This is a genomic window from Chitinophagales bacterium (genome assembly GCA_019638515.1).
Taxonomy (GTDB): Bacteria; Bacteroidota; Bacteroidia; order Chitinophagales; family LD1; genus UBA7692.
The window spans coordinates 389,523-415,169 of the sequence record JAHBTS010000002.1; the positions used below are offsets into that span (position 1 = coordinate 389,523).

At 40.6% G+C, this 25,647-nt stretch carries 23 protein-coding genes and 1 tRNA gene; 21 read left to right on the top strand and 3 right to left on the bottom strand.

Annotated elements, in window-relative coordinates:
- Nucleotides 1–93: 93 nt before the first annotated feature.
- Nucleotides 94–2,655, bottom strand: a complete 2,562-nt coding sequence (locus KF872_04870; protein MBX2902871.1) for an ATP-dependent Clp protease ATP-binding subunit — start codon at nucleotides 2,653–2,655, stop codon at nucleotides 94–96.
- Between the two features lie 275 nt (nucleotides 2,656–2,930).
- Here KF872_04870 and KF872_04875 point away from each other — a divergent pair, with 275 nt between their 5' ends.
- From KF872_04875 to KF872_04885, 3 genes are all read left to right on the top strand, one after another.
- Nucleotides 2,931–3,299 (top strand): STAS domain-containing protein, encoded by a 369-nt coding sequence (locus KF872_04875; GenBank protein ID MBX2902872.1) that lies wholly within the window; start codon nucleotides 2,931–2,933, stop codon nucleotides 3,297–3,299.
- A 29-nt stretch (nucleotides 3,300–3,328) separates the two neighbouring features.
- A complete protein-coding gene (locus KF872_04880; GenBank protein MBX2902873.1) occupies nucleotides 3,329–4,252 on the top strand; it encodes a ribonuclease Z in 924 nt (307 codons plus the stop codon).
- Between the two features lie 66 nt (nucleotides 4,253–4,318).
- Complete coding sequence (locus KF872_04885) at nucleotides 4,319–5,200, top strand: metallophosphoesterase (GenBank protein ID MBX2902874.1); 882 nt, start codon at nucleotides 4,319–4,321, stop codon at nucleotides 5,198–5,200.
- Nucleotides 5,201–5,216: 16 nt separating this feature from the next.
- Here the strand turns inward: KF872_04885 and KF872_04890 are convergent, their stop codons facing one another.
- Complete coding sequence (locus tag KF872_04890; GenBank protein ID MBX2902875.1) at nucleotides 5,217–6,674, bottom strand: aldehyde dehydrogenase family protein; 1,458 nt, start codon at nucleotides 6,672–6,674, stop codon at nucleotides 5,217–5,219.
- Nucleotides 6,675–6,793: 119 nt separating this feature from the next.
- Between KF872_04890 and bshA the strand changes: the two genes are divergently transcribed.
- The 7 genes from bshA (at nucleotide 6,794) to rplJ (ending at nucleotide 14,078) form a co-directional block, all read left to right on the top strand.
- Entirely contained in the window at nucleotides 6,794–7,948 is a 1,155-nt protein-coding gene (gene bshA, locus KF872_04895; protein ID MBX2902876.1) for an N-acetyl-alpha-D-glucosaminyl L-malate synthase BshA, read from the top strand.
- 18 nt (nucleotides 7,949–7,966) lie between these two features.
- Nucleotides 7,967–8,740, top strand: coding sequence for a C40 family peptidase (locus KF872_04900; GenBank protein ID MBX2902877.1), 774 nt, complete (start codon nucleotides 7,967–7,969; stop codon nucleotides 8,738–8,740).
- Between the two features lie 162 nt (nucleotides 8,741–8,902).
- Nucleotides 8,903–11,245 carry a type I DNA topoisomerase gene (gene topA, locus KF872_04905; protein MBX2902878.1) on the top strand — a complete coding sequence of 781 codons (2,343 nt, stop codon included), beginning with the start codon at nucleotides 8,903–8,905 and terminating at the stop codon, nucleotides 11,243–11,245.
- A 3-nt stretch (nucleotides 11,246–11,248) separates the two neighbouring features.
- Entirely contained in the window at nucleotides 11,249–12,118 is an 870-nt protein-coding gene (locus KF872_04910; GenBank protein MBX2902879.1) for a transglutaminase family protein, read from the top strand.
- 185 nt (nucleotides 12,119–12,303) lie between these two features.
- A complete protein-coding gene (rplK, locus tag KF872_04915) occupies nucleotides 12,304–12,747 on the top strand; it encodes a 50S ribosomal protein L11 (protein ID MBX2902880.1) in 444 nt (147 codons plus the stop codon).
- A gap of 82 nt (nucleotides 12,748–12,829) precedes the next feature.
- A complete protein-coding gene (gene rplA, locus KF872_04920; GenBank protein MBX2902881.1) occupies nucleotides 12,830–13,525 on the top strand; it encodes a 50S ribosomal protein L1 in 696 nt (231 codons plus the stop codon).
- Between the two features lie 28 nt (nucleotides 13,526–13,553).
- A complete protein-coding gene (rplJ, locus tag KF872_04925) occupies nucleotides 13,554–14,078 on the top strand; it encodes a 50S ribosomal protein L10 (GenBank protein ID MBX2902882.1) in 525 nt (174 codons plus the stop codon).
- A gap of 126 nt (nucleotides 14,079–14,204) precedes the next feature.
- On the opposite strand, the gene KF872_04930 is transcribed toward rplJ, so the two are convergent.
- Nucleotides 14,205–14,277: transfer RNA gene (locus tag KF872_04930), tRNA-Met, on the bottom strand.
- Nucleotides 14,278–14,366: 89 nt separating this feature from the next.
- On the opposite strand from KF872_04930, the gene KF872_04935 reads away from it, so the two are divergent.
- The 11 genes from KF872_04935 (at nucleotide 14,367) to KF872_04985 (ending at nucleotide 25,641) form a co-directional block, all read left to right on the top strand.
- Nucleotides 14,367–14,639, top strand: a complete 273-nt coding sequence (locus KF872_04935; GenBank protein MBX2902883.1) for a NifU family protein — start codon at nucleotides 14,367–14,369, stop codon at nucleotides 14,637–14,639.
- On the top strand, nucleotides 14,636–15,457 hold the full coding sequence (gene pyrF / locus KF872_04940; protein MBX2902884.1) for an orotidine-5'-phosphate decarboxylase: 822 nt from the start codon (nucleotides 14,636–14,638) through the stop codon (nucleotides 15,455–15,457). The genes KF872_04935 and pyrF overlap by 4 nt, the downstream gene beginning before the upstream one ends.
- A gap of 169 nt (nucleotides 15,458–15,626) precedes the next feature.
- Nucleotides 15,627–16,283 carry a hypothetical protein gene (locus KF872_04945; GenBank protein MBX2902885.1) on the top strand — a complete coding sequence of 219 codons (657 nt, stop codon included), beginning with the start codon at nucleotides 15,627–15,629 and terminating at the stop codon, nucleotides 16,281–16,283.
- Nucleotides 16,284–16,300: 17 nt separating this feature from the next.
- Nucleotides 16,301–17,194 carry a hypothetical protein gene (locus KF872_04950; GenBank protein ID MBX2902886.1) on the top strand — a complete coding sequence of 298 codons (894 nt, stop codon included), beginning with the start codon at nucleotides 16,301–16,303 and terminating at the stop codon, nucleotides 17,192–17,194.
- Nucleotides 17,195–17,217: 23 nt separating this feature from the next.
- On the top strand, nucleotides 17,218–17,844 hold the full coding sequence (locus tag KF872_04955; GenBank protein MBX2902887.1) for a histidine phosphatase family protein: 627 nt from the start codon (nucleotides 17,218–17,220) through the stop codon (nucleotides 17,842–17,844).
- A gap of 14 nt (nucleotides 17,845–17,858) precedes the next feature.
- Nucleotides 17,859–18,674: a copper resistance protein NlpE N-terminal domain-containing protein gene (locus tag KF872_04960; GenBank protein ID MBX2902888.1), complete on the top strand. Its 816-nt coding sequence runs from the start codon at nucleotides 17,859–17,861 to the stop codon at nucleotides 18,672–18,674.
- A gap of 38 nt (nucleotides 18,675–18,712) precedes the next feature.
- Nucleotides 18,713–20,593 (top strand): DNA mismatch repair endonuclease MutL, encoded by a 1,881-nt coding sequence (gene mutL, locus KF872_04965; protein ID MBX2902889.1) that lies wholly within the window; start codon nucleotides 18,713–18,715, stop codon nucleotides 20,591–20,593.
- Between the two features lie 56 nt (nucleotides 20,594–20,649).
- The gene (gene recJ / locus KF872_04970) at nucleotides 20,650–22,353 is read left to right on the top strand and encodes a single-stranded-DNA-specific exonuclease RecJ (GenBank protein ID MBX2902890.1); all 1,704 of its coding nucleotides are present in this window, start codon (nucleotides 20,650–20,652) and stop codon (nucleotides 22,351–22,353) included.
- A gap of 96 nt (nucleotides 22,354–22,449) precedes the next feature.
- Nucleotides 22,450–23,307, top strand: a complete 858-nt coding sequence (locus tag KF872_04975; protein MBX2902891.1) for a tetratricopeptide repeat protein — start codon at nucleotides 22,450–22,452, stop codon at nucleotides 23,305–23,307.
- Between the two features lie 353 nt (nucleotides 23,308–23,660).
- Nucleotides 23,661–25,205 (top strand): Rne/Rng family ribonuclease, encoded by a 1,545-nt coding sequence (locus KF872_04980; protein ID MBX2902892.1) that lies wholly within the window; start codon nucleotides 23,661–23,663, stop codon nucleotides 25,203–25,205.
- A gap of 157 nt (nucleotides 25,206–25,362) precedes the next feature.
- Nucleotides 25,363–25,641: a co-chaperone GroES gene (locus KF872_04985; GenBank protein MBX2902893.1), complete on the top strand. Its 279-nt coding sequence runs from the start codon at nucleotides 25,363–25,365 to the stop codon at nucleotides 25,639–25,641.
- Nucleotides 25,642–25,647: the final 6 nt, after the last annotated feature.

A 25,647-nucleotide genomic window follows, 5' to 3' on the forward strand; every position in this document is an offset into this window, starting at 1 on the left:
AAAAACATTTAGGGCGCGAATATAACTTTTAAGAAAACAAAAGGCGTTTTATTGTAAACACAACAAAACGCCTCGCTTTTAATACCTATACTTTTATGCTTCGCTTTCTGCTTTCTTCTTAGGCGTTTTAGTGCTAATGGTTAATCCTGTTGCTTCAGAATTTATATCTACAATAAATGTATCGCCTGCTTTGGCAGCTGCTTTTAAAATTTCTTCGGCAAGCGGGTCTTCCAAATACTTTTGAATGGCGCGATGCAAAGGGCGCGCTCCATAAGCCGGATCGTAACCTTTTTCTGATAAAAAGTCTTTAGCGGCATCGGTTAATTTAATTTCAAAACCTAAGTCTTTCAGGCGTTTTACCACATCTTTTAATGCAATATCAATTATTTTGTGGATGCTGTCTTTTTCAAGACTATTGAAGATTACAACATCATCTATTCTATTCAAAAACTCCGGTGAGAATGTGCGCTTCAATGCTTTTGAAATTACATTTTTAGCCATATCGTCACTTTGTTCTGTTTTGGCCTTGGTTGCAAAACCCACTCCGGTGCCAAATTCTTTTAAATCGCGGGCACCGATATTAGAAGTCATAATGATGAGCGTGTTCTTAAAATCTACTTTTCTGCCGAGCGAATCGGTAAGAATTCCATCATCGAATACTTGCAACAATAGGTTGAATACATCGGGATGTGCTTTTTCAATTTCATCTAAAAGTACTACGGAATATGGCTTTCTGCGTACTCGCTCTGTTAATTGCCCGCCTTCTTCGTAACCTACATATCCCGGAGGCGCACCAATAAGTCTGCTGATACTAAATTTTTCCATGTATTCACTCATATCTATTCTTATGAGCGATTCTTCGCTATCGAACATGTAGCGTGCAATGGCTTTTGCCAACTCTGTTTTCCCCACGCCTGTTGGTCCTAAGAAAATAAAAGTTCCGATTGGTTTCTTGGGATCTTTAAGCCCAACTCGGTTACGCTGTATGGCTTTGGTAACTTTCAGCAAGGCTTCGTCTTGCCCAATTACCGAGCCTTTTAGGTCTTGCGACATATTCAAGAGCTTATTGCTTTCGCTTTGGGCAACTTTGCTTACCGGAATACCGGTCATCATGGCCACCACTTCGGCAATATCTTCTTCGCTTACCGGATAGCGCTTAGATTTAGACTCCTCATCCCACTGGGTTTTGGCGCGTTCTAATTCTTCCAATAAGCGCTTTTCGGTATCGCGTAAACGGGCTGCTTCTTCGTATTTTTGGCTCTTTACAACTTGGTTCTTTTCGTTCTTAATATCTTCTACTTGTTTTTCTAACTCAAGTATGTTTTTAGGAACGTGTATGTTTTTAAGGTGTACTCTTGCTCCTACTTCATCCATTACGTCTATGGCTTTATCCGGCAAGAAGCGATCGGTAATGTAGCGTGTGCTTAATTTCACACATGCATCTACGGCTTCTTTGGAGTACGATACGTTGTGGTATTCTTCGTACTTAGGCTTAATGTTGGTGAGTATTTGCACGGCTTCTTCTGGCGAAGGTGGGTCTATCATTACACGTTGAAAGCGCCTGTCTAAGGCTCCGTCTTTCTCTATATATTGGCGGTATTCATCTAATGTAGAAGCCCCTATGCATTGCAATTCTCCGCGTGCTAAAGCGGGTTTAAAGATATTGGAAGCATCTAATGAGCCGGTGGCTCCGCCTGCACCCACAATGGTGTGTATTTCATCTATAAAAAGAATTACATCGCGGTTTTTTTCCAGTTCGTTCATGATTGCTTTCATGCGCTCTTCGAACTGCCCTCTGTATTTAGTACCTGCAACCAATGCTGCCAAATCTAGCATTACAATTCTTTTTCCGAAAAGAACTCTGCTCACTTTCTTTTGAATGATGCGCAATGCCAAACCTTCTACTACTGCGGTTTTTCCTACTCCGGGTTCGCCAATTAGTATTGGGTTGTTTTTCTTTCTGCGCGAAAGTATTTGCGACACGCGCTCTATTTCATTTTCGCGTCCTACAATTGGGTCTAAGTTGCCTTCTTCTGCCAAGTGGGTAACATCGCGCCCAAAGTTATCTAATACCGGAGTTTTGGATTTGGTGCTACCCGGTTTTTTGCCAGCCGGAGGCTGATTGTATCCTCTGCTGCGTTCCTCGTCAAACTCTTCATCTGAAGGTTCGTTGGGCGTTTCCATTTTAGGTAATGAAATCTCGTAATCGGAAATATTTGAAAGCATGGTTTCTACCTCTGCTTTAAATGCTGTGTAATCTACATAGTATTCCAATAGGATATTAGAAACTATATTGTCTTTATTTTTAAGAATAGAGAGCAGCAAATGTTCCGTGCTAATAACATCACTTTTCATCAACTTAGCTTCCAACACTGTAATTTTCAGTATTCTTTCGGCTTGCTTGGTAAGTGGCACCGATGTGGGATTAAACACGCCTTTGGCTGTTTTATCTTTTATGGAAGTTTCGAGCCTGTTGCGCAGTTTAATAGGATCTACATTTAGTGTGCGCAGTGCTTTTATGGCCACACCTTCTCCATCGCGAATTAACCCCAACATTAAATGCTCTATTCCAATAAAATCGTGGTTCAAGCGTAAGGCTTCCTCGCGGCTATAGCCTATTACTTCTTTTACCTTTGGTGAAAATTTTGCTTCCATTTCTTTCCTTGTTTTCAATAATGAATTAAATACTACCTGCTGCTGTGGCAACTGCAATAATATTCAAGACGAATAAACCTCAACTATCGTTTACGAATGAATTTATTTTTCTATTACCGCGCAAATAAGCACAGAGCTTTTTCAAAAAACTAAATAACATTCTTCTTTTAACAGCATTTTTTTTCGTACAGTTTTTGGCAACTTGGCAAATGGCGGTTATACTTGTACCTGATAAAACGAAAATAGAACTGTAATCAAACTCAAATTATTCACCAATGAAGCTAACCTTAGATAAAAAAGAAAGATTGTGCCATGTGCGCTTACACGAAGAGAAGCTACTGAGTACACTTGCTCCTCAGCTAAAAAGCGAATTGGTGTATTTGAATACCGAAGGTTACCGCAATATTATTTTAGATTTAAGTGAAGTTCAATTTATTGATTCTTCCGGCTTAAGCTCGCTCTTGGTTGGCAATAGGCTTTGTAAGGAATCGAATGGCACATTTGTGCTAACAGGATTAAGCCCGCAGGTGGCTAAACTCATAAAAATTTCGCAGTTAGAACCTATCTTAAATATTGTACCTACCGTGAGTGAATCGGTAGATTATGTAATGATGGAAGAACTCGACCGCGATTTGAGAAACTAATCCTTTATTACCTAACTATAAATTGTTTAGTGCAGTTTGAAATTACCATTTTAGGCAGTAACGGTGCTATTCCGGCTTACAACAGACATCCTTCTGCGCAGGTTTTAAACTTTCATGGCAGTTTATTTTTGCTAGACTGCGGAGAAGGAACACAACTGCAAATGAACCGCTACAATATTAAACGCGGGAAAATGGATCACATTCTTATTTCGCACCTGCATGGCGATCACTACTTTGGCCTAATTGGTTTAATTACCTCTTTTAATTTAAACTATCGTACCACACCTTTACATATTTACGGTCCACACGGCTTGCGCGAAATTATTGAAACCCACTTGCATTGGAGTAATACGCAACTACGCTATGAAATTAAATTCTATCCACTTTCGGCTGAGCAATCTTGTACCATTTACGAAGACGACCAGTTAGAAATAGAAACCATTATTTTAAAACACCGCCTGCCCACCACCGGATTTCTTTTTAAAGAAAAAAAGGCACAACTGAATATCCGAAAAGAAAAAATCCAAGAATACAATATAGGACTAGATGATATTGTAAGAATAAAAGCGGGCGAAGATTTAATACTACCCAACGGAACAGTAGTGCCCAACACCGCACTTACGCACTCACAAAAATTGCCGCGTAGTTTTGCCTACTGTGCAGATACTATTTACAACGAGGATATTTTACCGCAAATTACAGGTGTAGATTTGCTGTATCACGAAGCTACCTTTACCCACGAACACGCAGCACGCGCTGCCGAAACCATGCACACCACCGCTCAACAAGCAGGCACTATTGCAGCAAAAGCCAATGTGAAGCAATTGATGATTGGACATTTTTCTGCACGATACGAAGACCTTACCGTTTTGTTAAGTGAAGCTAAAACAGTGTTTGAAAACAGCTTTTTAGCCATAGAAGGTGAAACTTTTCAAGTAGGTTTACAGCATTGATATTTTACCATGATAACTCATAACTTAAAAATTAAGAACACAGTACTCTTTGTTCTTGCAATATGTTTGTTTCAAACCTTTTTTGCGCAACAAACAATTGATTCCAAGCCATTTGAGGCGGCATTAGTACCAAAAGATGCGTACGTTTTTTATGTAATTGGCGATTGGGGCAGGCAAGGAAAATATTTCCAAAAAGATGTGGCTGCCGCCATGGATAAATGTGCAGGAAAAGTGAAACCTAGTTTTATTGCATCAACGGGAGACAACTTCTACACCTTTGGCATTAAAAACACCAACGATAAACTCTGGAAAAAATCCTTTGAAGACATTTACACTGGCAACAACATAAAAGACGTAGATTGGTATGTAGTACTCGGCAATCACGACCACTACGGAAACGAACAGGCCCAAATTGACTATTCAAAGAAAAATAACCGATGGAAAATGCCTGCCGAATATTTTGCTTACTCCACTCCTATTGGCAATTCCCAAAAGGCAGATTTTCTTTTTATCAATACCGAGCCATTGGCAAACAACTGTACAGGCTCTGCCGCCCAAAAGCAATGGAAATGGATTGATAGCTCCCTAAGCCATTCTACCGCACAGTGGAAATTTGTGTTTGGGCATCATCCAGTTTACTCTTCTAATCCATCGCATGGCGATACCAAAACGCTTATTCACCATCTTAAACCAATGCTGGAAAAACACCATGTTCCTGCATATTTCTGCGGGCACGACCACGATTTGCAACACCAACAACCGGCTGGCAGTTCAGTTGATTACTTTGTATCGGGAGCAGGCTCTAAACTACGCCCCACCGGAAAATACGAACACACAAAATTTGCCGAAAGCAAAGCTGGATTTGCAGTAGTTGCCCTTAGCGGCAACAAAATGATGGTTTGGTTTGTAGATAAAGATGCCAACGTACTATACAGCTACGAAAAGTAACCGTTTTTCGCTTACGCTACACCAACCACTTTACCATAATGTTTATCAACTTTTTGTGAAAGTCTTTATATGGCGGATATAGCAACTGCATAGTGGAACCGCTATGTAATTGCTTTACCACGGCACGCTCGTTGCTAAATTCTTTAAAACCGTAATGCCCCATACTTTTTCCAATACCGCTATTGTTTACACCACCAAAAGGCAAATTGGGTTGCGATACATGAACTATGTTATCGTTTATTACAGTTCCGCCAGCCGTAGTGTTGTTTAGTATGTAATCTTGGTTTTTATGCTTTTCGCTGAAGATATACAAGGCCAGTGGTTTTTCGCGCGAGTTTACAAAAGCAAGCGCTTCGTCAATATTAGCGTATTTAAGAACTGGTAGCAGCGGGCCAAAAATTTCTTCTTGCATAATTTGTGCATTTACCGACACATTGGAAAGCACTGTGGGCGCCACATAGTTTTCTTCTTCCACCACTTTGCCGCCTGCTTCTATTTTAGCACCTTGCGCTACGGCATCATCTAATAAATTCTTAACTCTGTGATAATGCTTTCTATTTACAATACGGCATAAATCGGCAGATTGCTGTGGCTCGCTACCATAGTTTAACTGAATGCGTTCGCGCATTTTTTGCAAGAATTCATCGTGCTTGCTCTCGTGTACCAAAATATAATCCGGAGCAATACATGTTTGCCCTTCGTTAAGAAATTTGCCCCATGCCAATTTCATGGCAGCAGCTTTCACATTGGCAGTTTCATCAATAATTACGGGAGATTTGCCGCCCAATTCTAAGGTAACAGAGGTAAGGTTTTCGGCAGCGGCTCGCATAATATGTTTACCTACAGCCGGGCTTCCTGTAAAGTGTATATGATCAAACCTCAACTTTAGCAATTCCGATGATACTGAATAATCGCCTTGCACCACAGCCACCTCATTTTCGCTAAACACCTGTGCCATTAAACTTTTTAAATAGGCAGAAGTGTGCGGAGTAAACTCACTTGGCTTTAAAATAATGGTATTGCCTGCTGCAATTGCAGAAACAATAGCTACCAACGGCAATTGAAAAGGATAATTCCACGGTGTAAGAATAAGCGTATTGCCTTTGGGCTCAAATACTACTTTTGAAGATGTACCTAAAAATATCACAGGCGTATCTACTGCCTTTGGCTCCATCCATTCTCCAATATTTCTAATGGCATGATTAATTTGAATAACTACCGGAGCCACCTCCGAGTAACCTACTTCTACAGCAGGTTTGCGGAAATCGGCATAAATTGCCTGCTCTATTTTTTCGCGCTCAGCCAAGATAATATCCCTTAACTTTTTCAGCTTTTGTATTCTTATTTTGGCGGTAGTATTGCGCACATTCCATTTATTCTTGAATTGTGCATCAAACAGTTTCAAAATTTCTTCGAGTTTAGTATTGCTGCTAATAGGCACTGTTTGAGTGAGTGTTGCGGTTGCTGTACTCATGTTGCTTTATTTTTTTTCAAGAATATAAATGTATAATTTTTTGCCGATAAAAGTCTAAATCCACACACATTTACAATCCTTAACTTGTACATTATGGCTTCTTGTTACTTTCGCCTGCAATGGAATTATTAAAAATTGGAATTATATGCTATCCCACTTATGGCGGCAGCGGAGTGGTGGCAACAGAACTTGGCAAGGCGCTGGCAAAAAAAGGGCATCAGGTGCATTTTATTACATACCAAGAACCGGTGCGCTTAGATAGTTTTCACGAAAACATTTTTTACCACGAAGTAAGCTCGTTGGATTATCCTTTATTTCAATACACGCCTTACGAAAGTGCATTGGCAAGTAAAATTGTGGATGTAGTAAAGTTTGAAAAACTCGATTTGCTACATGTACACTATGCCATACCGCACGCATCTTCGGCACTCATGGCAAAGCAAATTTTGGCAGAGCAAAAAATTCACATTCCGTTTATTACCACACTGCACGGTACCGATATTACATTGGTGGGGCGCGATCCCGGTTATCTTCCCGTGGTTGCATATTCCATTAACCATTCCGATGGCATTACTTCCGTTTCCGACTTCCTAAGAGCAGATACACAACGGCATTTCAATATCAATAAGCACATAGAAGTTATTCCGAATTTCATAGACTTTGCTCGTTTCAAAAAAACCAACAAAGAGCACTTCAAAAAAGCAATTGCTACCCAAGGCGAAAAAATACTAATGCACGTTTCCAACTTTAGAAAAGTAAAACGGGTAGAAGATGTGGTAAAAATGTTTTGTAAAGTGCAACAAAAAGTACCAAGCAAACTACTGCTGGTAGGCGATGGCCCGGAACGTATGAATATTGAAATGCTATGCAGGCAATACAGTATATGCGAGCAAGTTAGGTTTCTTGGAAAACAAGATGCCGTAGAAGATTTATTGGCAATAGCCGATCTGTTTGTATTACCATCCGAAACCGAAAGCTTCGGCTTGGCAGCATTAGAAGCAATGGCTTGCGAAGTCCCTGTTATTTCATCCAATGCTGGCGGCCTGCCCGAAATACAAATTCAAGGAAAAACAGGCTTTATGAGCAATGTGGGCGATGTGGATGATATGGCCAAAAATGCCATTGCTATTTTAGAAAACAACGAAACCCTCGCCACATTTAAAGCAAATGCATTTAAACAAGCTCAGCAATTCAACATAGACAATATTCTCCCGCAATATGAAAATTATTATGAATTGGTGTTTAAAACTGCCAATCCTGAATACAGCATTTAATTGTTTGTTTGCAGCATCATGACTCATGGAATAGTAAATGTTTCGGCATTGCCCTTACGAAAAGAACCTTCGCACCGAAGCGAAATGGTAAGCCAACTTCTATTTGGCGAAACCTATGAAGTAAAAGAAAAAAAAGCTAAAGAGTGGCTGCGAATTGTATGTAACTACGATGGCTACGAAGGTTGGTTAAATGAATCTTCCTTTCATTCAATTAACGAAAAAGAATACCAGCAACAACAAGCAGCATCTAAAGCAGTTTCGCTAGATATTGTAAGCGCTGCCATGAGCGACACCAACAATATACCCATACTCTGTGGCAGCACATTGCCGCTTTACGATGGTATAAGTTTTAAACTGCATAAAGAGAAGTTTATTTTTAATGGAGCAGCTATGCAGCAAGAACAACCCAACGCCTCTATGGTAGAAAAAATTGCACTCAAATATTTGAACGCTCCATACCTTTGGGGCGGCCGCTCCCCATTTGGCATAGACTGCTCAGGCTTTACACAAGTAGTATTCAAGTGCTTATTTACCGCTCTAAAACGCGATGCTTACCAGCAGGCAGAGCAAGGTATAGTTGTGAATTTTATTGAAGAAGCGCTGCCGGGAGACCTTGCCTTTTTTGCCAACGAAGAAGAAAACATTACACACGTAGGCATAGTACTCAAAGACCGCCAAATAATACACGCCAGTGGCAAAGTGCGTATAGATAAACTAGACCATTTTGGAATTTTCAACGTAGATAAAAAGAAGTATTCGCACCGATTAAAAATTTTAAAACGATTGTTGTAATCAATAAAAAATATCTCCCAAATCTAACACACTATGTATGCTATAAGCACACAAAAAATTCCTTCCTCAAAAAAAAATTATTCATTCGCGCTTCAAAACCATAAGCCAACAATTTGTTTTCTTAGTTTTTGAATTTATTTATTTCCACTAAACAAAAAGCTGATGTCTGAAAAAAATTTAATCATTGTGGAGTCGCCCAGCAAGGCAAAAACAATCAATAAATACCTTGGCGATAACTATGTGGTTACCTCCAGCTACGGACACATACGCGACCTCCCCGATAAAGGAGTAGCTATTGATATAGACAATGGTTACCTACCGCAATACGAGGTAAGCGAAGACAAAAAAAAGCTAGTAGCAGAACTCAAGAAATTAGCTAAAGATGCAGCCGAAATTTACCTGGCAACGGATGAAGACCGCGAAGGAGAAGCCATTTCTTGGCACCTCTGCCACGTATTAAATTTAGACCCTAAAAAAGCAAAACGCATTACCTACACAGAGGTTACAGAAAAAGCAATTAAGAATGCAATAAACAATCCGCGCAAACTTAATTTAGACTTGGTAAATGCACAGCAAGCACGCAGGGTTTTAGATCGCTTAGTTGGGTACGAACTTTCGCCCGTACTTTGGAAAAAAGTAAAACCATCTCTTTCTGCAGGCCGCGTGCAATCTGTAGCCGTACGCTTAATTGTGGAGCGCGAACGCGATGTAAAAAACTTCACCGCAGTTTCTTCCTTTAAAGTTACTGCTAACTTTTTTGTAAGCGATGCCAATGGCAAAAAAACAACCTTAAAGGCCGAAAGCAACACAAAATTCAACCAAGAAAAAGATGCGCAGCAATATTTAAACGAACTTAGAAACGCACTTTTTTCGGTTCAAAATATTGAAAAGAAACCTGCAAAACGCTCACCTTCTGCCCCCTTCACCACTTCTACCTTACAGCAAGAAGCATCGCGCAAATTAGGTTTTTCGGTGTTGCGCACCATGCGCCTGGCACAAAATCTTTACGAAGCCGGACACATTACCTATATGCGTACCGACTCTACCAGCTTATCCGATGTGGCATTGGCCGACATTGCTACCGAGATAAAAAATCGTTACGGAGCACCTTTCCATAAACGTAAACAATACGTTACCAAAAACGAGAGTGCACAAGAAGCGCACGAAGCCATCCGCCCATCGAACGTAAGCAATATGGAAGTAGATGCCGAGCGCGATGAGCAACGCTTATACGAGCTTATTTGGAAACGAACCGTAGCCTCGCAAATGAGCGATGCTGAGCTGGAACGCACCATTATTTCTATTCAAAACAATAGCAACAAAGACATACTGAATGCCACAGGCGAAGTAGTAGTATTTGAAGGTTTCTTAAAAGTGTATGCCGAAGGAAACGATGAAGAACCAGATGCCGACAGCGATGAAGCCACTCTCCTGCCTCCCGTAAAAGTTGGGCAAGAGCTATTGCTCAAAGAAATGAATGCCACCGAGCGATTCACCAAACCACTACCGCGCTATACCGAAGCCAGCTTAGTAAAAAAATTAGAAGAATTGGGCATTGGTCGTCCATCTACTTATGCACCAACCATTTCTACCATTCAGCAAAGAAGTTATGTAGTTAAAGAAAGTAGAGAAGGCACCGAAAGAAAGTACCGCATTCTTACTTTAAAGAACAGCGAAGTTTCGGCAGAAACCAAAACAGAAATTACCGGAGCCGAAAAAATGAAACTGTTTCCAACAGACATTGGCTCCTTAGTAACCGATTTCTTAGTAGAAAACTTTGGCAGCGTTTTAGACTATGGGTTTACCGCAAAAGTAGAAGAGCAATTCGATGAGATAGCATTCGGCAAATTAGAGTGGAATACTATGATTGACGGTTTCTACAAACCATTTCATGCCACCGTATCACAAACCGAAAAAGAAGCTAAACGCGTTACCGGAGAGCGTTTACTAGGACAAGATCCCGAAAGCGGAGAACCCGTTTATGCACGCATGGGGCGCTACGGAGCTATGGTACAAATTGGAAAAGCCGATGACGATACTAAAAAACTGCGCTTTGCCAGTTTGCGCCCGGGACAATCCATAGAAACCATCACCTTCGATGAAGCCATGACCCTCTTTAAGTTGCCACGCCTCTTGGGCGAATTTGAATCTAAAGAAATTAAAGTAAACGTAGGTCGCTTCGGCCCGTATATTTTACACAACAATAAGTTTGTATCGCTCAAAAAAGAGCACGATCCATATACTATTTCATTGGAAGAAGGTATTGAACTAATAAAAGCCAAACGCGAAGCCGAAGCCAATGCACTCATACACGATTTTGCAGAAGAAGGTATTCAAGTTTTAAAAGGGAGATTTGGTCCTTATATAAAAAAGGGGAAAGACAATTTTAAAATTCCCAAAGGAGTTGAAGCTGCCACCATTACCTTGCAAGAAGTATTGGAAATTGTAAAAGCCGGTCCTGCGCCTAAAAAAGGTGCTCGCAAACCGGCTGCACGAAAGAAATAGCCTATGGCAACCGAAAAAGAACTTAAAGCCCTCATTCATTTACTAGACGATGACGACCGCGAAGTATCGGAACACGTTTACACTAAGTTAGTGAGTATTGGGCAAAGCGTAATTCCTACTTTAGAGGAAATTTGGAGCAACGAAAAAAATACAGAGGTACAGCAAAAGCTCGAAAACATTATTCACTCCATTCAATTTGAAGCACTACAAAAATCGTTTGAAGTATGGACAGCTCAAAAAGATAGCGATTTGCTTACGGGCTTCTTCTTAATATCAAAATACTACTACCCTACCCTTAGTTTTGAAGATATAGAAAAACAACTCTTTAAAATTAAACAACGTATTTGGTTAGAGTTGAACTATAACCAAACAGCCTTAGAGCAGGTTCAGATATTCAACCAAGTTTTTTACAATATACACCGCTTTACCTCCACCCAAGGCAGTTTAGAATTCAACGAGTTTTGCCTTAACCACCTATTGGAAACAAAAAAAGGCAACGCTATTTCGCTGGGTATGCTGTATCAAATTATTGCCAACGACCTCAACCTTCCGGTGTATGGCGTAACCCTGCTGCGCCACTATATTTTATGTTTTTGTAAACGCACCATCAATGAATTTCAAGAAAATGAGCGCCCCGAAAAGGAAATTATGTTTTACATAAATCCGGTAAACAAAGGCTCAATCTTTTCGCGAAACGAAATAAAAGACTACTTAGATAAACTGAATGCTCCACACCATTCAACCTATTTTGCACCAGCCACCAACCACGAAATTATTCGTGAACTGCTCAGCAACCTCATTGATATTCACATACATTTAGGCGTAGAAGAAAAAGGCGAAGACCTTAAAAAACTAAGAGAAATACTGCCCTAAACATGGCAGTTCAAACCAATGGCAATGCTGCCCATTTGCCATATTTAAAAGAAAACGCATACAAAAAGGCAGCATAAATTTGCAAAAACGCCAAAAGGGATTATTTTCGCAGCCCAATTTTTTAACAACGAGGGAGTTTGTAATGTGCAAAACATACAGGCGCAAGCACCTCAAAAAGCAATTTTATGGCAAAGGAAATTCAAACGTTCATTAAGTTGCAGGTAAAGGGCGGACAAGCCAATCCTGCACCACCAATTGGTCCGGCACTCGGTTCTAAAGGTGTAAACATTATGGAGTTTTGCAAGCAGTTCAATGCACGCACGCAAGACAAAATGGGGAAAGTATTGCCCGTGGTTATCACGGTATATACCGACAAAAGTTTTGAGTTCGTAATCAAAACACCTCCTGCTTACAACCTTTTAATGGAATTAACCAAAAAGCAAGCAGGTTCTGCCGAGCCAAACCGCAAAAAAATAGGTTCTGTTTCTTGGGATGTTATCCGCAAAGTAGCAGAGGAAAAAATGCCTGACTTAAACTGCTTTACCATCGAAAGCGCCATGAGTATGGTTGCAGGTTCGGCAAAAAGTGCAGGTTTTACTATCGAAGGTAAAGCTCCTTGGGAAAACTAATTTATTATAGACTCTAATTAAAATTTTTAATCGGTGGTAGAGGTGGTTTCGCCTCGTTTGCACCACACAAAATTTCAGTAACATGAAACTAACTAAAAAAAGAAAGGCGGTAGCTGGTAAAGTTGATAAAGACAAGCTCTATTCGCTGGAGGCAGCTTCTTCCTTAGTAAAAGAAGTGAACACTGCAAAATTCGATGCTTCAGTTGATTTACACGTAGCATTGGGTGTAGATCCTAAAAAAGCAGACCAAGCTATTCGTGGTACCACTGCGCTTCCTCACGGAACAGGTAAAACCAAAAAAGTATTGGTATTAACTACTCCCGACAAAGAAGATGAAGCAAAAAAATCTGGAGCAGATTACGTAGGATTAGAAGAATTTGTTCAAAAAATTGAAGGTGGTTGGATAGATTTTGATGTAGTAATTGCTACACCAAACGTAATGGCAAAAATTGCCAAAATCGGTAAAATCTTAGGACCAAGAAACTTAATGCCGAATCCAAAATCGGGCACAGTTACACCAGAAGTTGGCAAAGCAGTTGAAGAAGTAAAGAAAGGTAAAATTGCCTTTAAGGTAGATAAGTTCGGTATTGTACACACATCTATCGGTCGTGTTAGTTTTTCACCAGCTCAAATAAATGAAAATGCTGCCGCTCTATTGGTAACACTTTCTAAAATGAAACCTGCTACTGCTAAAGGTATCTACTTTAAAAGCATTAGCATGGCAAGCACCATGAGCCCGGGCATAAATGTTGATTACAAAACAGTTGCTGGTATCTAATTTCAAATCTTTTAAATTTTGAGCAATCATGACAAAAACAGAAAAAACACAAGAAATACAAGACCTGAAAGAAAAATTCAGTGCTGCACAATATTTTTATTTAACCGATTCTTCTACGCTGAATGTTGAAACCATCAACAAATTCCGCAGACTTTGCTTTAGCAAAGGCGTAGAGTTCCGCATTGCTAAAAACACGCTTATTAAAAAAGCATTAGAGCAAGTAGGCGAGCAATACGAAGAGTTGTATCCACTGTTAAATGGCCCAACTGGCGTATTATTTTCAACAGAAGGCGCAGTGCCTGCTAAACTTTTAAAAGAGTTTCGCGGTGCCGACAAAAAGAAACCGGTTCTAAAAGGTGCTTATATTGATAGCAGTATCTTTGTTGGCGATAACCAATTAGAAGCACTTGCTGCATTAAAGAGCAAAGACGAATTGTTGGGCGAAATCATCAGCTTACTACAATCTCCTGCTCGCAATGTTATCAGTGCATTGCAAGGCTCTTCGGCTCAAAAAATTGCCGGCTTGGTAAAAGCATTAGAAGAAAGAGGTTAATACCAACCGTACTATATTCTACAAAAAAGGTTGCCATTTGGCAACCTTTTTTATTTAAGAGATACAATAAATTTCTCTACCAATCCAAAATAAAAATGGCTGCCAAAATAGCAGCCATTCCTTTAGTTGCGGGGGCAAGACTCGAACTTGCGGCCTTTGGGTTATGAGCCCAACGAGCTACCAACTGCTCCACCCCGCGATGCGGCTGCAAACATAGCATTTACATTCAGAAACTCTAATTAAAATTGATAAAACTTTTTTCAACTTAAATCAGTTACCTTTGCCTCAATGAATACTTCAAAAAAACTACTCGAAAAAATTGAAGCCAGTTTAAACACCATGCGCCCATATTTAATTGCCGATGGTGGAAATGTGGAAGTGGTAGAAGTTACAAGCGATATGCAGGTTATTGTAAAATTAACCGGCTCTTGCAGCACTTGCCCTCAAAGCTTTATGACCATGAAAGCCGGTATTGAAACCGCTGTAAAACAAGCCGTGCCGGAAGTAAAAAGCGTAGTTGCCCTCAATACAAAACCTCAGTTCCAAAGTAGCGAAGAATGACCAAGCAAGAACTAACGGCAGAAATTTTCAAGAAAAATAGTATGCTCTGTGTAGGCTTAGATAGCGATATAAACTTAATACCTAAGCACCTTCTCCAGTATGCCGATCCTATTTTTGAATTCAACAAACAAATAATTGACGCCACACACCAAGTTACCGTAGCCTATAAACCCAATATAGCCTTTTATGAAGCAATGGGAATAGAAGGATGGAAAAGCCTCGAAAAAACCATTCAATACCTAAACAAAAACTATCCCGAATGCTTTACCATTGCCGATGCCAAACGGGGCGATATTGGCAACACCTCCTCCATGTATGCCAAAGCATTTTTTGAATGGTTAAACTTCCACTCAGTTACCGTAGCACCGTACATGGGCAACGATTCTGTAACTCCATTTTTAAGCTATAAAAACAAATGGGTAATTCTATTGGGGCTAACTTCCAATAAAGGCAGCAACGATTTTCAATTTCAACCAATAGAAAACGAACACCTTTACGAAAAAGTAATCCGTACCGCACAGCAATGGGGCAGTTCTGAGCAACTCATGTTTGTAACCGGTGCCACCCACCCTACCCAACTGGCAGGCATAAGAAAATTGGCAGAAGAATACTTCTTTTTAGTTCCGGGAATTGGCGCACAAGGCGGCAGTATAGACGCTGTGTGCGAAAATGCCATAAATAGTTCCGGTGGGCTACTTATCAATTCTGCACGGCAAATTATTTATGCCTCTCCCAACGAAGACTTTGCCGAAACAGCCTATAACATGGCATTGCAAACCGTAAAACCCATGCAAAAATTCTTAACTGCGCTTGTGTAGCTCAGAAACATTCTTCTATATTACGCAAAAATCAACAACACCAATGAAACAATTTGCTATTGCACTTCTATTACTTTCTAGCCTTTCAATAACTGCACAAAAAAACAAGAACCAGGAAACTGCACCTGCAGAACAAAAAAGCACTTCCCCCGACTTATTTTCCTTGCAAATGAGCATCTATAAAAATGCAGTGAAGTACTACGATTTGCAAGCCGCCTCGGTAGCACTATACAATGCCATAGCACTTAAACCCGAAAGAAAAGATTTATACGACTCCCTCACCTACTTATACTTTGCAGGCGAACGCTACGGGCAAGTATATTTAATGGGAGAAGATATCTTAAAACGCGATGAAAACCGCAATGATATTCGCGAAATGCTGGCAGTAGCCAAGCAAGCACTCAATATGCCCAAAGAAGCATTAGCCGATTACGAAAAAATATTCAACGCCACCAAAGAGTTGCAGTACTTATACCAAGTTGCCACCTTACAATACCAATTGAAACGTTTTGGAGAGTGCATTGCATCTTTAGAGCAAATTATTGCCAACCCTGAATCTGAAAAGAAACAAATTGCCATTAAAAACCAAGATGGCGGAGGGCAAAATGTACCCATGAAAGCAGCCGCCTTTAACGTAAAAGGAATTTGTGCCTTAGAAGTAAACCAAGACGATGCTGCTAAAGAAAACTTTAACGAAGCACTGAAACTATTCCCGGATTTTATATTGGCTAAAAATAACTTAACACTGGTGGAGCAACGCAAAGCAGCAGCAGCCAAAACAAACACAACTCCTAAAACTACCGGCACCCCCGCACCAAAAAAATAAGCACCATTTAGCTTAGAATGAAAAAAGTTTTAGTACTGTTCTACTCCCAAACCGGACAACTAAAAAAAATAGTCCACTCCTTTGTTTCCGGTTTGCAATCGGCACAAACTGAGGTAGAAATAGTAGAACTTCAACCTAAAGAAAAATATCCCTTTCCGTGGACTTCCGATACCTTTTTTGGAGCCATGCCCGATAGCGTATTGCAGCACGGAACCGCACTCGAAACGCCTACCTTTCGACATAGCAATTACGACTTGGTAGTTTTTGCTTACCAGCCGTGGTTTCTTTCACCCAGCATTCCTGCTACTGCAATTTTGCAACTCCCCGAAGTAAAAGCACGAATATACAACACACCTATTGTAACCATTATTGGCGCAAGAAACATGTGGCTCAATGCCCAAGAAAAAGTAAAAACATTACTAAAAGCAAACAACGCACACTTGGTTGCCAATGCCGCTTTAGTAGATAAGGCACATAACTTAATAAGCGTATTAACCGTAATGCGTTGGATGTTTGAAGGGAAACAAGAAGCATCGCGTTGGCTTCCCGCTTCTGGAGTTTCAGAAAAAGATATTCGCGAAATAGCAACAGCAGGCACATTCACACAGCAATACTTACAAGAAAACAAGCTGCCTGCACTTCAACAAAAGTTTATTGAAATTCGAGCAGTTGAAGTAGATACCAATTTAATGTTTGTTGAAAAAAGAGCAGGAAAACTCTTTAGCCTATGGGCAAACTTTATACATAAGCAACCCAACAAAATATGGTGGAGCAGGGTGTTTAAATGGTATTTAATTATTGCCATCTTCTTAATTGCGCCAATAGTTTTAGCTGTTTACAGCATACTGTTTAAACCATTCTTATTTGCATCTATACACAAAGAAAAAGAATACTATTTGAATACGGTTTGAATTACTTTCTTTTGCCTCCGTAAATGGAAGTACTAAAGGAACTATACATCATAAGACATGGGCAAACCAACCACAACGCCCAAGGCATCATACAAGGAAAAGGCGTAAACCTGCCGCTAAACGAATTGGGGCAAAAACAAGCACAGCAGTTTTTCGATGCCTATAAGCATATTCCTTTCGATAAAATGTATGCCTCATCGCTCCTTCGTGCTCAGCAATCTATTGAACGCTTTAAACAGCAAAATGTACCATTAGAAATAAGTTCCGACTTAGACGAAATTAGCTGGGGAAACATGGAAGGACAACAAAATACAGTTGAAAGCGATGCCAATTTCCAACAAATGTTGCTCAACTGGAGCTATGGAAATATACACGATAAATTCCCCGGAGGCGAAAGCCCATTTGAACTTCAACAAAGACAACAGCGATTTCTAAAAAACCTTCTTGCCGCTCCCGAAAAAAAAATACTTATTGCCACACACGGGCGTTTTACGCGTGCATTTATGTGTACCCTTACCAACACCCATCTATCTAAAATGGATAGCTTTCATCATGTAAACCTATGCCTTTATAAAGTGCATTACTTAGCCAACCATACATTCGAAATTCAATTACATTGCGATACAGCACACCTTCATACTTCATCTTAATTACATTCAACAATATGAAAAAATACTTGCCATTGCTTGCCAGCCTTGCGCTTGTTGCCTGCCAAAACCAAAACGCACCATCTACCGAAGCAACGGGTACCACCACCGATTCTACCACAGTAAACAACACTCCTGCGCCTACGGCCGACAACAGCCGCAACACATTGGACTGGAAAGGTATTTACAAAGGCACATTACCCTGTGCCGATTGCAGCGGCATAGAAACCAGCATTGAACTTACAGACAGCAACACCTTTACCTTACACCAACTCTATAAAGAAAAAAAAGCAACATCTTTTACCGAAAAAGGAAAGTTTGAATGGAATACAAGCGGCAGCCACATCTATTGCTTACTGCCAAATGATACCATACAATATCAAGTAGGCGAAAACCAACTAATACAGTTAGATAGAGAAGGCAATAAAATAACAGGCCCACTTGCATCCAACTATATTCTAAAAAAGGTAACTTCAGCAGGCAATATGGCAGTACCCATTACCAATACCAAATGGCTATTAAAAGCAATAGAAAACAAAACCATTACATCATCGAGTAAAAAAGAACTGTTTTTGCTTTTGCAAGCAGCCGATAATCGCTTTAGCGCATTCATGGGTTGCAACAACATTGCCGGATCGTTTGAGATTAAAGGCAACAACACCATTGCATTCTCACAAGGATTAAGCACCATGATGGCATGCGAAAACATGCAAACAGAAACAGCTTTCAACCAAATTTTACCAACCGTTACCTCCTATAAACTTTCGGGCAACACACTGCAACTCTTTGTAAAAGAAAAATTAGTGTTGAATTTTGTTGCAGAAAGCAAGTAAGCCTTACAATGTTTCTGCTTTTTCGCTTTCTTTGAAGCGTGTCAGATATTATTCGATTATTACCCGATTCCATTGCCAACCAAATAGCAGCCGGTGAAGTAATTCAGCGCCCCGCTTCCGTTGTAAAAGAACTGGTAGAAAACTCCATAGATTCGGGAGCAACCGCTATTCAAATTATCATTAAAAATGCGGGAAAAACCCTTATTCAAATTATAGATAATGGTTGCGGCATGAGCAGTACCGATGCCCGCATGAGTTTTGAAAAACACGCTACCTCTAAAATTTCAAAAGCCGAAGATTTGTTCAATATACGCACTATGGGTTTTAGGGGCGAAGCCTTAGCTTCGGTTGCCGCCATTGCGCAAGTAGAAATGAAAACAAAACTTCACGATGAAGACACCGGCACACACATAGAAATTGAAGGCTCCAAAATAATTCGCCACGAACCATGCCAAACCACATCGGGTACTTCTATTCTCGTTAAAAATTTATTCTTCAACGTTCCTGCCCGCAGAAATTTTCTAAAAAGCGAAAATGTAGAGCTTAAAAATATTATAGAAGAACTTACACGCACAGCCCTAGCTCATCCCAATATTGCATTTAAACTTTACCACAACGATCATGAACTTTACAACCTCAAAAGCAGTAATTTAAAACAACGAATTATTCAAATCTTTGGCGATAGCTATGCACAAAAAGTTGTACCCCTCGAAGAAAAATCGTATTCACTCAATGTATATGGCTTTATTGGCAAACCAAGCGCTGCAAAAAAAAGCAGAGGAGAGCAATACTTCTTTGTAAACAACCGATTCATAAAATCGCCCTACCTGCACCATGCCGTTATGCAGGCATACGAAGAAATGCTAAGCAAAGAACATTTCCCGTTTTACGTTATATTTTTAGAAATAGATCCTGCGCGTATAGATATAAACGTACATCCGCAGAAATACGAAGTAAAATTTGAGGATGAAAAACTACTCTACACCTTTGTGAATTTGGGAGCTAAACACGCCTTGGGGGCTTATAGTATTGCTCCATCTATAGATTTTAACCAAGAGCAACATTTAGATGCCATTGGTGCTTTCACCAACAATAATTTTACAGGTAGCAGTGTTATTAGCCAAACTCCCGAACTTAACCGTGAGGCAAAAAAATTTGCCCCTCCCAGCAATTTTAAACCATTAGATAACACCCCGCGCAACTGGCAAATTTTAAACCAAACCCATGTTGCACATAACCATACCGAAATACCGCCCTTTACACATGCCGCCCCCACGCCAAATACGGCAGCCAAAACCGAATCTCCATCGGAACTTACATTCCGATCCTCGCAAGCAGCAGACAAAGGTGTAGTACAGCCGCACCAATTGCATAGGCGCTATATTGTGTCGCAAATTAAAAGCGGCATTATTCTTATAGACCAACAAGCAGCACACGAACGTATTTTATACGAACGCTACATGCGCCTCTTAAAAAACAACCGAAGCACCAGCCAGCGGCAGCTCTTTCCGCAAACAGTACAGTTTGCACCAGCAGATGCCATTTTGCTAAAAGAAATTTTAGAAGAAATAAATAACCTCGGTTTTGAAGTGCAAGAATTTGGCGAAAACGCCTTTGTAATCCATTCATTCCCCGCAGATGTAAACAGCGGCAACGAACAGCAAGTATTAGAAGAACTACTGGAGCAATACAAAAACCAACTGCACATTACCAAATTCTCCAAACGCGAAAAAATGGCACAGGCACTTGCCGTTAGCTCTTCCATAAAATCGGGAAAAATACTTTCGGTAGAAGAAATGAAAACAATGATTGATGAGCTTTTTGCCTGCGACAATCCATACACCGCACCCAATGGTAGAAACGCTATTGTTACCTTTAGCTTAGATGAACTAGAAAAGAAATTTGAAGGAAAAAAGTAAGCGCGTATTCCCTCTTTCCACTAACCTTTATGTTTTAACCCACCCAGCTATTTTCTATGCAAAAACGATGGCATTTTTTACAACCCAATCCCCAGAAAGCAGAGCAACTACAGCAAGAACTCCGCATTCACCCTAAACTTATTGGCATATTGGCACAACGCGGTATAGCAACCTACACCGAAGCAGAACAATATTTTTGCCCCAGCCTGGCCAACCTGCACGATCCCTTTTTATTAAAAGGCATGCACCGCGCCATAGCCCGTATCAACAAAGCAATTCGCACAAACGAGAAAATCCTAATCTATGGCGATTACGATGTAGATGGCACTACCGCAGTTGCACTCACCTATCTTTTCCTAACACAGTTTTATTCTTCTATTGAATACTACATTCCGCACCGCTACCGCGAAGGATACGGCATTTCAACACAAGGCATAGATTACGCCATTGCAAATAATTTTTCGCTCGTAATAGCGCTAGACTGTGGCATAAAATCTACCGATAAAATAGAATATGCCAACACCCACGGCATAGATTTTATTATCTGCGACCACCACCTGCCCGGCAACGAAATTCCCAATGCCGTTGCAGTAATAGACCCCAAACAGCACGATTGCCCTTACCCATACAAAGAACTCTCAGGCTGCGGTTTAGCCTTTAAACTCGCGCAAGCATACAGCATAGAACATGGTTATTCCTTAGATAAATGCTTTGCCCTGCTCGATTTAGTTTGTGTAAGCATTGCTGCCGACATCGTTCCCATAACGGGCGAAAACCGCATACTAGCCTTTCATGGATTAAAAAAAATAAACAGCAACGAAGCACTGCCCGGCATAAAATCGCTTAAAGCGCTATCGGCACAAAAAGAAGTAATGGATATTACCGATGTGGTTTTTATACTAGCTCCACGCATCAATGCTGCTGGACGAATAGATGATGCAAAGCATGCCGTAAAACTACTGATAGGCGAAGCCGAAAATACCGCTTCGGCACATGCCGAAACACTGCACAAACTAAATGCAGCGCGCAAAGATTTAGACCAACAAATTACACAAGAAGCCTTAGCCATCATTGCAGCCAGCGAAACATTGCAGCAACGCAAAACCACAGTACTTTTCAATGCCAACTGGCACAAAGGCGTAATTGGCATTGTAGCCTCCCGCCTAACCGAAAGCTACTACCGCCCCACCATTGTATTAACCGAAAGCGATGGAAACATTACAGGCAGTGCACGCAGTGTAAAAAACTTCAACCTATACGAAGCCATTTATGCCTGCCGCGAACATCTTATTCAGTTTGGAGGGCATCAATTTGCAGCAGGGCTAACCATGCACAAAGAAAACATTGAACCTTTCATTCAAGCCTTTGAGAAATATGTGGCAGCTACCATTTTGCCGGAGCAACTCGTACCAGAAATAGAAATAGATGCCGAAATTTCCCTCAGCGATATAAACGATAAATTCTTTGCCATTATACAGCGCATGGCTCCATTTGGCCCCGGCAACATGAAACCCATTTTTGCCATAAAGAACCTGCGCGATTCAGGTTACAGTAAATGTTTAAAAGACGAACACATTAAATTGGTGCTGCAACACAACAACCAATTCATAAACGGCATTGCCTTTGGCATGGCATCGTATCTTCCAATAATAAAAGAGCACGCTTTTGATATAGCATTTCAAATAGAAGAAAATGTTTGGAACGGCAACCGCAGCTTACAACTGCTGATAAAAGAAATACGGCAAAGCAGTAATAAGTAAAGCCATGCGCTGCACCCAATAATCTTCCCTAAAAAAACAAAACTATCTGCCCCGATACAAGCATAAAATCTATCTTCGCACGGCTAAAAACAAAGCATGAATATTAAGCAGGTAATTCTTGTTGGAGCAGCAACCCTAGCCTTATTGGGCTTTTTTCTGTTTGGCAAAACTAAAAACACACAAAAAATTACCGCCACACCCCAACAACATGCCGACCATGAGCAAGTGTTTGATATTCACCAATACCTGAAACTGGCAAAAGAAAACCTAAAATCTAAAGACACTCTGGCGCTTATCGAAGCAGCCGAAAAAACATTCAAAGGCTTATCTGCCCAAGCCGAGCGCCCTGCCAAACAAGCAGCAGCCGAAAAATTGGCAGCACTTACCGCAGCAGCAGGCGACCCGCTTGGCAGCGCCTACTACTACAACCAAGCAGCAGAAATAGGCAATACGGCAACCTTATGGCACAACTCTGGCGAAAACTTTTTGGTGCTTGCAGGTTCCGTTTCGGCACCTACCACCCAAAGCTATTTATTCGATGCAGCCATCAATGCCTTTAAAAATGCAGCCGATTTAGAACCTAAAAATTTAAGCCATCAAATAAAATTAGGAACCGCCTATGTAGAGCAAGGCAGCAATGCCATGCAAGGAATTACCTTGCTTTTAGATGCCGTAAAACAAGATTCAACCAATGTAGAAGCCCAATTTTCGCTCGGAAAATTCAGCATGGTGAGCGGGCAATTTGAAAAAGCTATCTACAGATTGGAAAAAGTATTACATTCGCAGCCCCAAAATTCCGAAGTGCTTTTCCTTTTAGCAGAAGCACATAAGAATACGGGAAATGTTGCCAAAGCAGTGGAGTATTTAGAAAAGTGTAAGCAATATATTGATAACGAAGCATTGAAAAGAGAAATAGACCGCTACATAGAGGAAACAAAAAACATTAAAAAATAAATTCTTTAAACTTAAACAAAGCAAATTATGCCTTGCGGAAAAAAACGTAAACGTCACAAAATTTCAACCCACAAACGTAAAAAGCGCCTTCGCAAAAACCGTCATAAGAAGAAGTAATACATAGCAGCCGTTAAGTTTCAGCCTATAATAGCTCAACGGCTGCTTATTTCTTCCTCCTGCCTTTATTGTTATTTCCTGTGATTGATTTCGCTCAATGCGATTATTGATAATTGGAATGGTATTGTTGTTTCGGTACTTCAGTTACTCGTAATAGTAATGTAAAACACATTGCTGTTTCATGAGTTTCATTGTTGTAAAAGTAACAATAGCCCGTTCCCAAAACGTGTGGAATTTTGAACAAAGAACTCATTGTTAGTACTTCGGCAGAAGGTACTGACGTTGCCATATTAGAAGATAAGCAACTCATAGAACTACATCAAGAGCGCATCACTAACCGCTTTAATGTAGGCGATATTTATTTGGGTAGAATAAAAAAAGTAATGCCCGGCTTAAATGCCGCTTTTATAGATGTGGGGCACGAAAAAGATGCCTTTATACACTATACCGACTTAAGCCCGGATATTCGCTCCCTTATGAAGTTTACGGCACATGCCATTGGCGGTGCTAACGATGGCACCCTCAACAACTTTTCGCTCGATCCCGAAATTCTTAAAACAGGTAATGTGAAAGAAGTACTATCGGGCAAAAACTACCTATTGGTTCAAATTCTTAAAGAGCCTATTTCCACCAAAGGGCCGCGCCTTACCTGCGAAATATCTATTGCCGGGCGCTACCTTGTACTTACACCGTTTAACGATGTAATTGGCGTTTCAAAAAAGATAGACAGTGCCGATGAGCGCAAGCGCTTAAAAGGAATTGTAGAAGCCATGAAACCCAAAAACTTTGGTGTAATTATACGCACCCAAGCCGAAGGAAAACAAACTGCCGCCATACAAGAAGATCTTAGAATGCTCATAGAAAAGTGGCGCGAAATGTCGCAAAACCTACGCGGTGCACAACCCGTAAAAAAAGTACTGAGCGAAGTAGATAAAACCACCGGAATTTTACGCGATTTACTAAACCCCGATTTTAACCGCGTGGTTACAAACAGCGCTTCCCTCTCCTCTGAGTTAGAAGAATACATTGCCCGCATTGCCCCCGAAAGGAAAAATATAGTTAATACCTACAACGGCAAACAGCCCATTTTCGACCATTTCGCTATTACCAAACAAATTAAAACCTCCTTTGGCAGAACCGTAAACATGCCAAACGGCAGCTACCTTATTATTGAAAAAACAGAGGCACTGCATGTAATAGACGTAAACAGCGGCAACCGCAGCATTGGCGAAGGCACACAAGAAAAAAATGCCCTCAACACCAATATAGAAGCCGCAAAAGAGATTGCACGCCAACTCCGCCTGCGCGATATTGGAGGCATTATTGTAATAGACTTCATAGATATGAAAGTAGCCGACCATAAGCAAGAGCTCTACCAAGCCATGAAAACCTTTATGGAAGGCGACCGCGCCACACACACACTATTACCCCTGTCGCGTTTCAATATTATGCAAATAACTCGCGAAAGAGTGCGCCCAGAAATAAGCATAACCACTACCGAAGTATGCCCAACTTGTGCCGGTTCCGGAGCCATCCAATCTTCGCTTCTACTACACGATGAAATTGAAGCCGACCTGCAAGTACTTACCCAAACCCACCAATCGCTCAAACTTTATGTACACCCAATTGTGCAAGCATATCTAAAAAAAGGATTCCCGTCTATTAGAATGAAATGGTGGTGGAAATACCGCATGTACATAAAAATTTACAGCAACGAATCGCTGGCATTTATGGACTACCAGTTCTTTGATGAAAACGATGAAGAAGTAAAACTCGACTAAAGTTATTGTCAATTTGGCGCATAACCATGCTGTAACCAACTAAGCATACTGACACTCATGCGCCCGTAACTGACAAAAAATACAGTTTACACCTTTGGCACACATTTAGATATCATGCTTTCACCATTTATTATTTAACTAAAAAAACAACATAGTTATGGCAGACGTAAAAGTAAAGCCCTTACAAGATCGAGTGCTGGTAAAACCCGCAGATGCAGAAACTAAAACAGCTGGCGGCATTATTATTCCCGATTCAGCAAAAGAAAAACCACAACGCGGAACTGTAGTAGCTGCAGGACCCGGCAAAAAAGATGAACCAACTTCGGTAAAAACAGGCGATACCATTCTTTATGGAAAATACAGCGGTACCGAAATTCAAATTGACGGGCAAGACTACCTCATTATGCGCGAGAGCGATATTTTTGCTATTCTTTAAAACCTC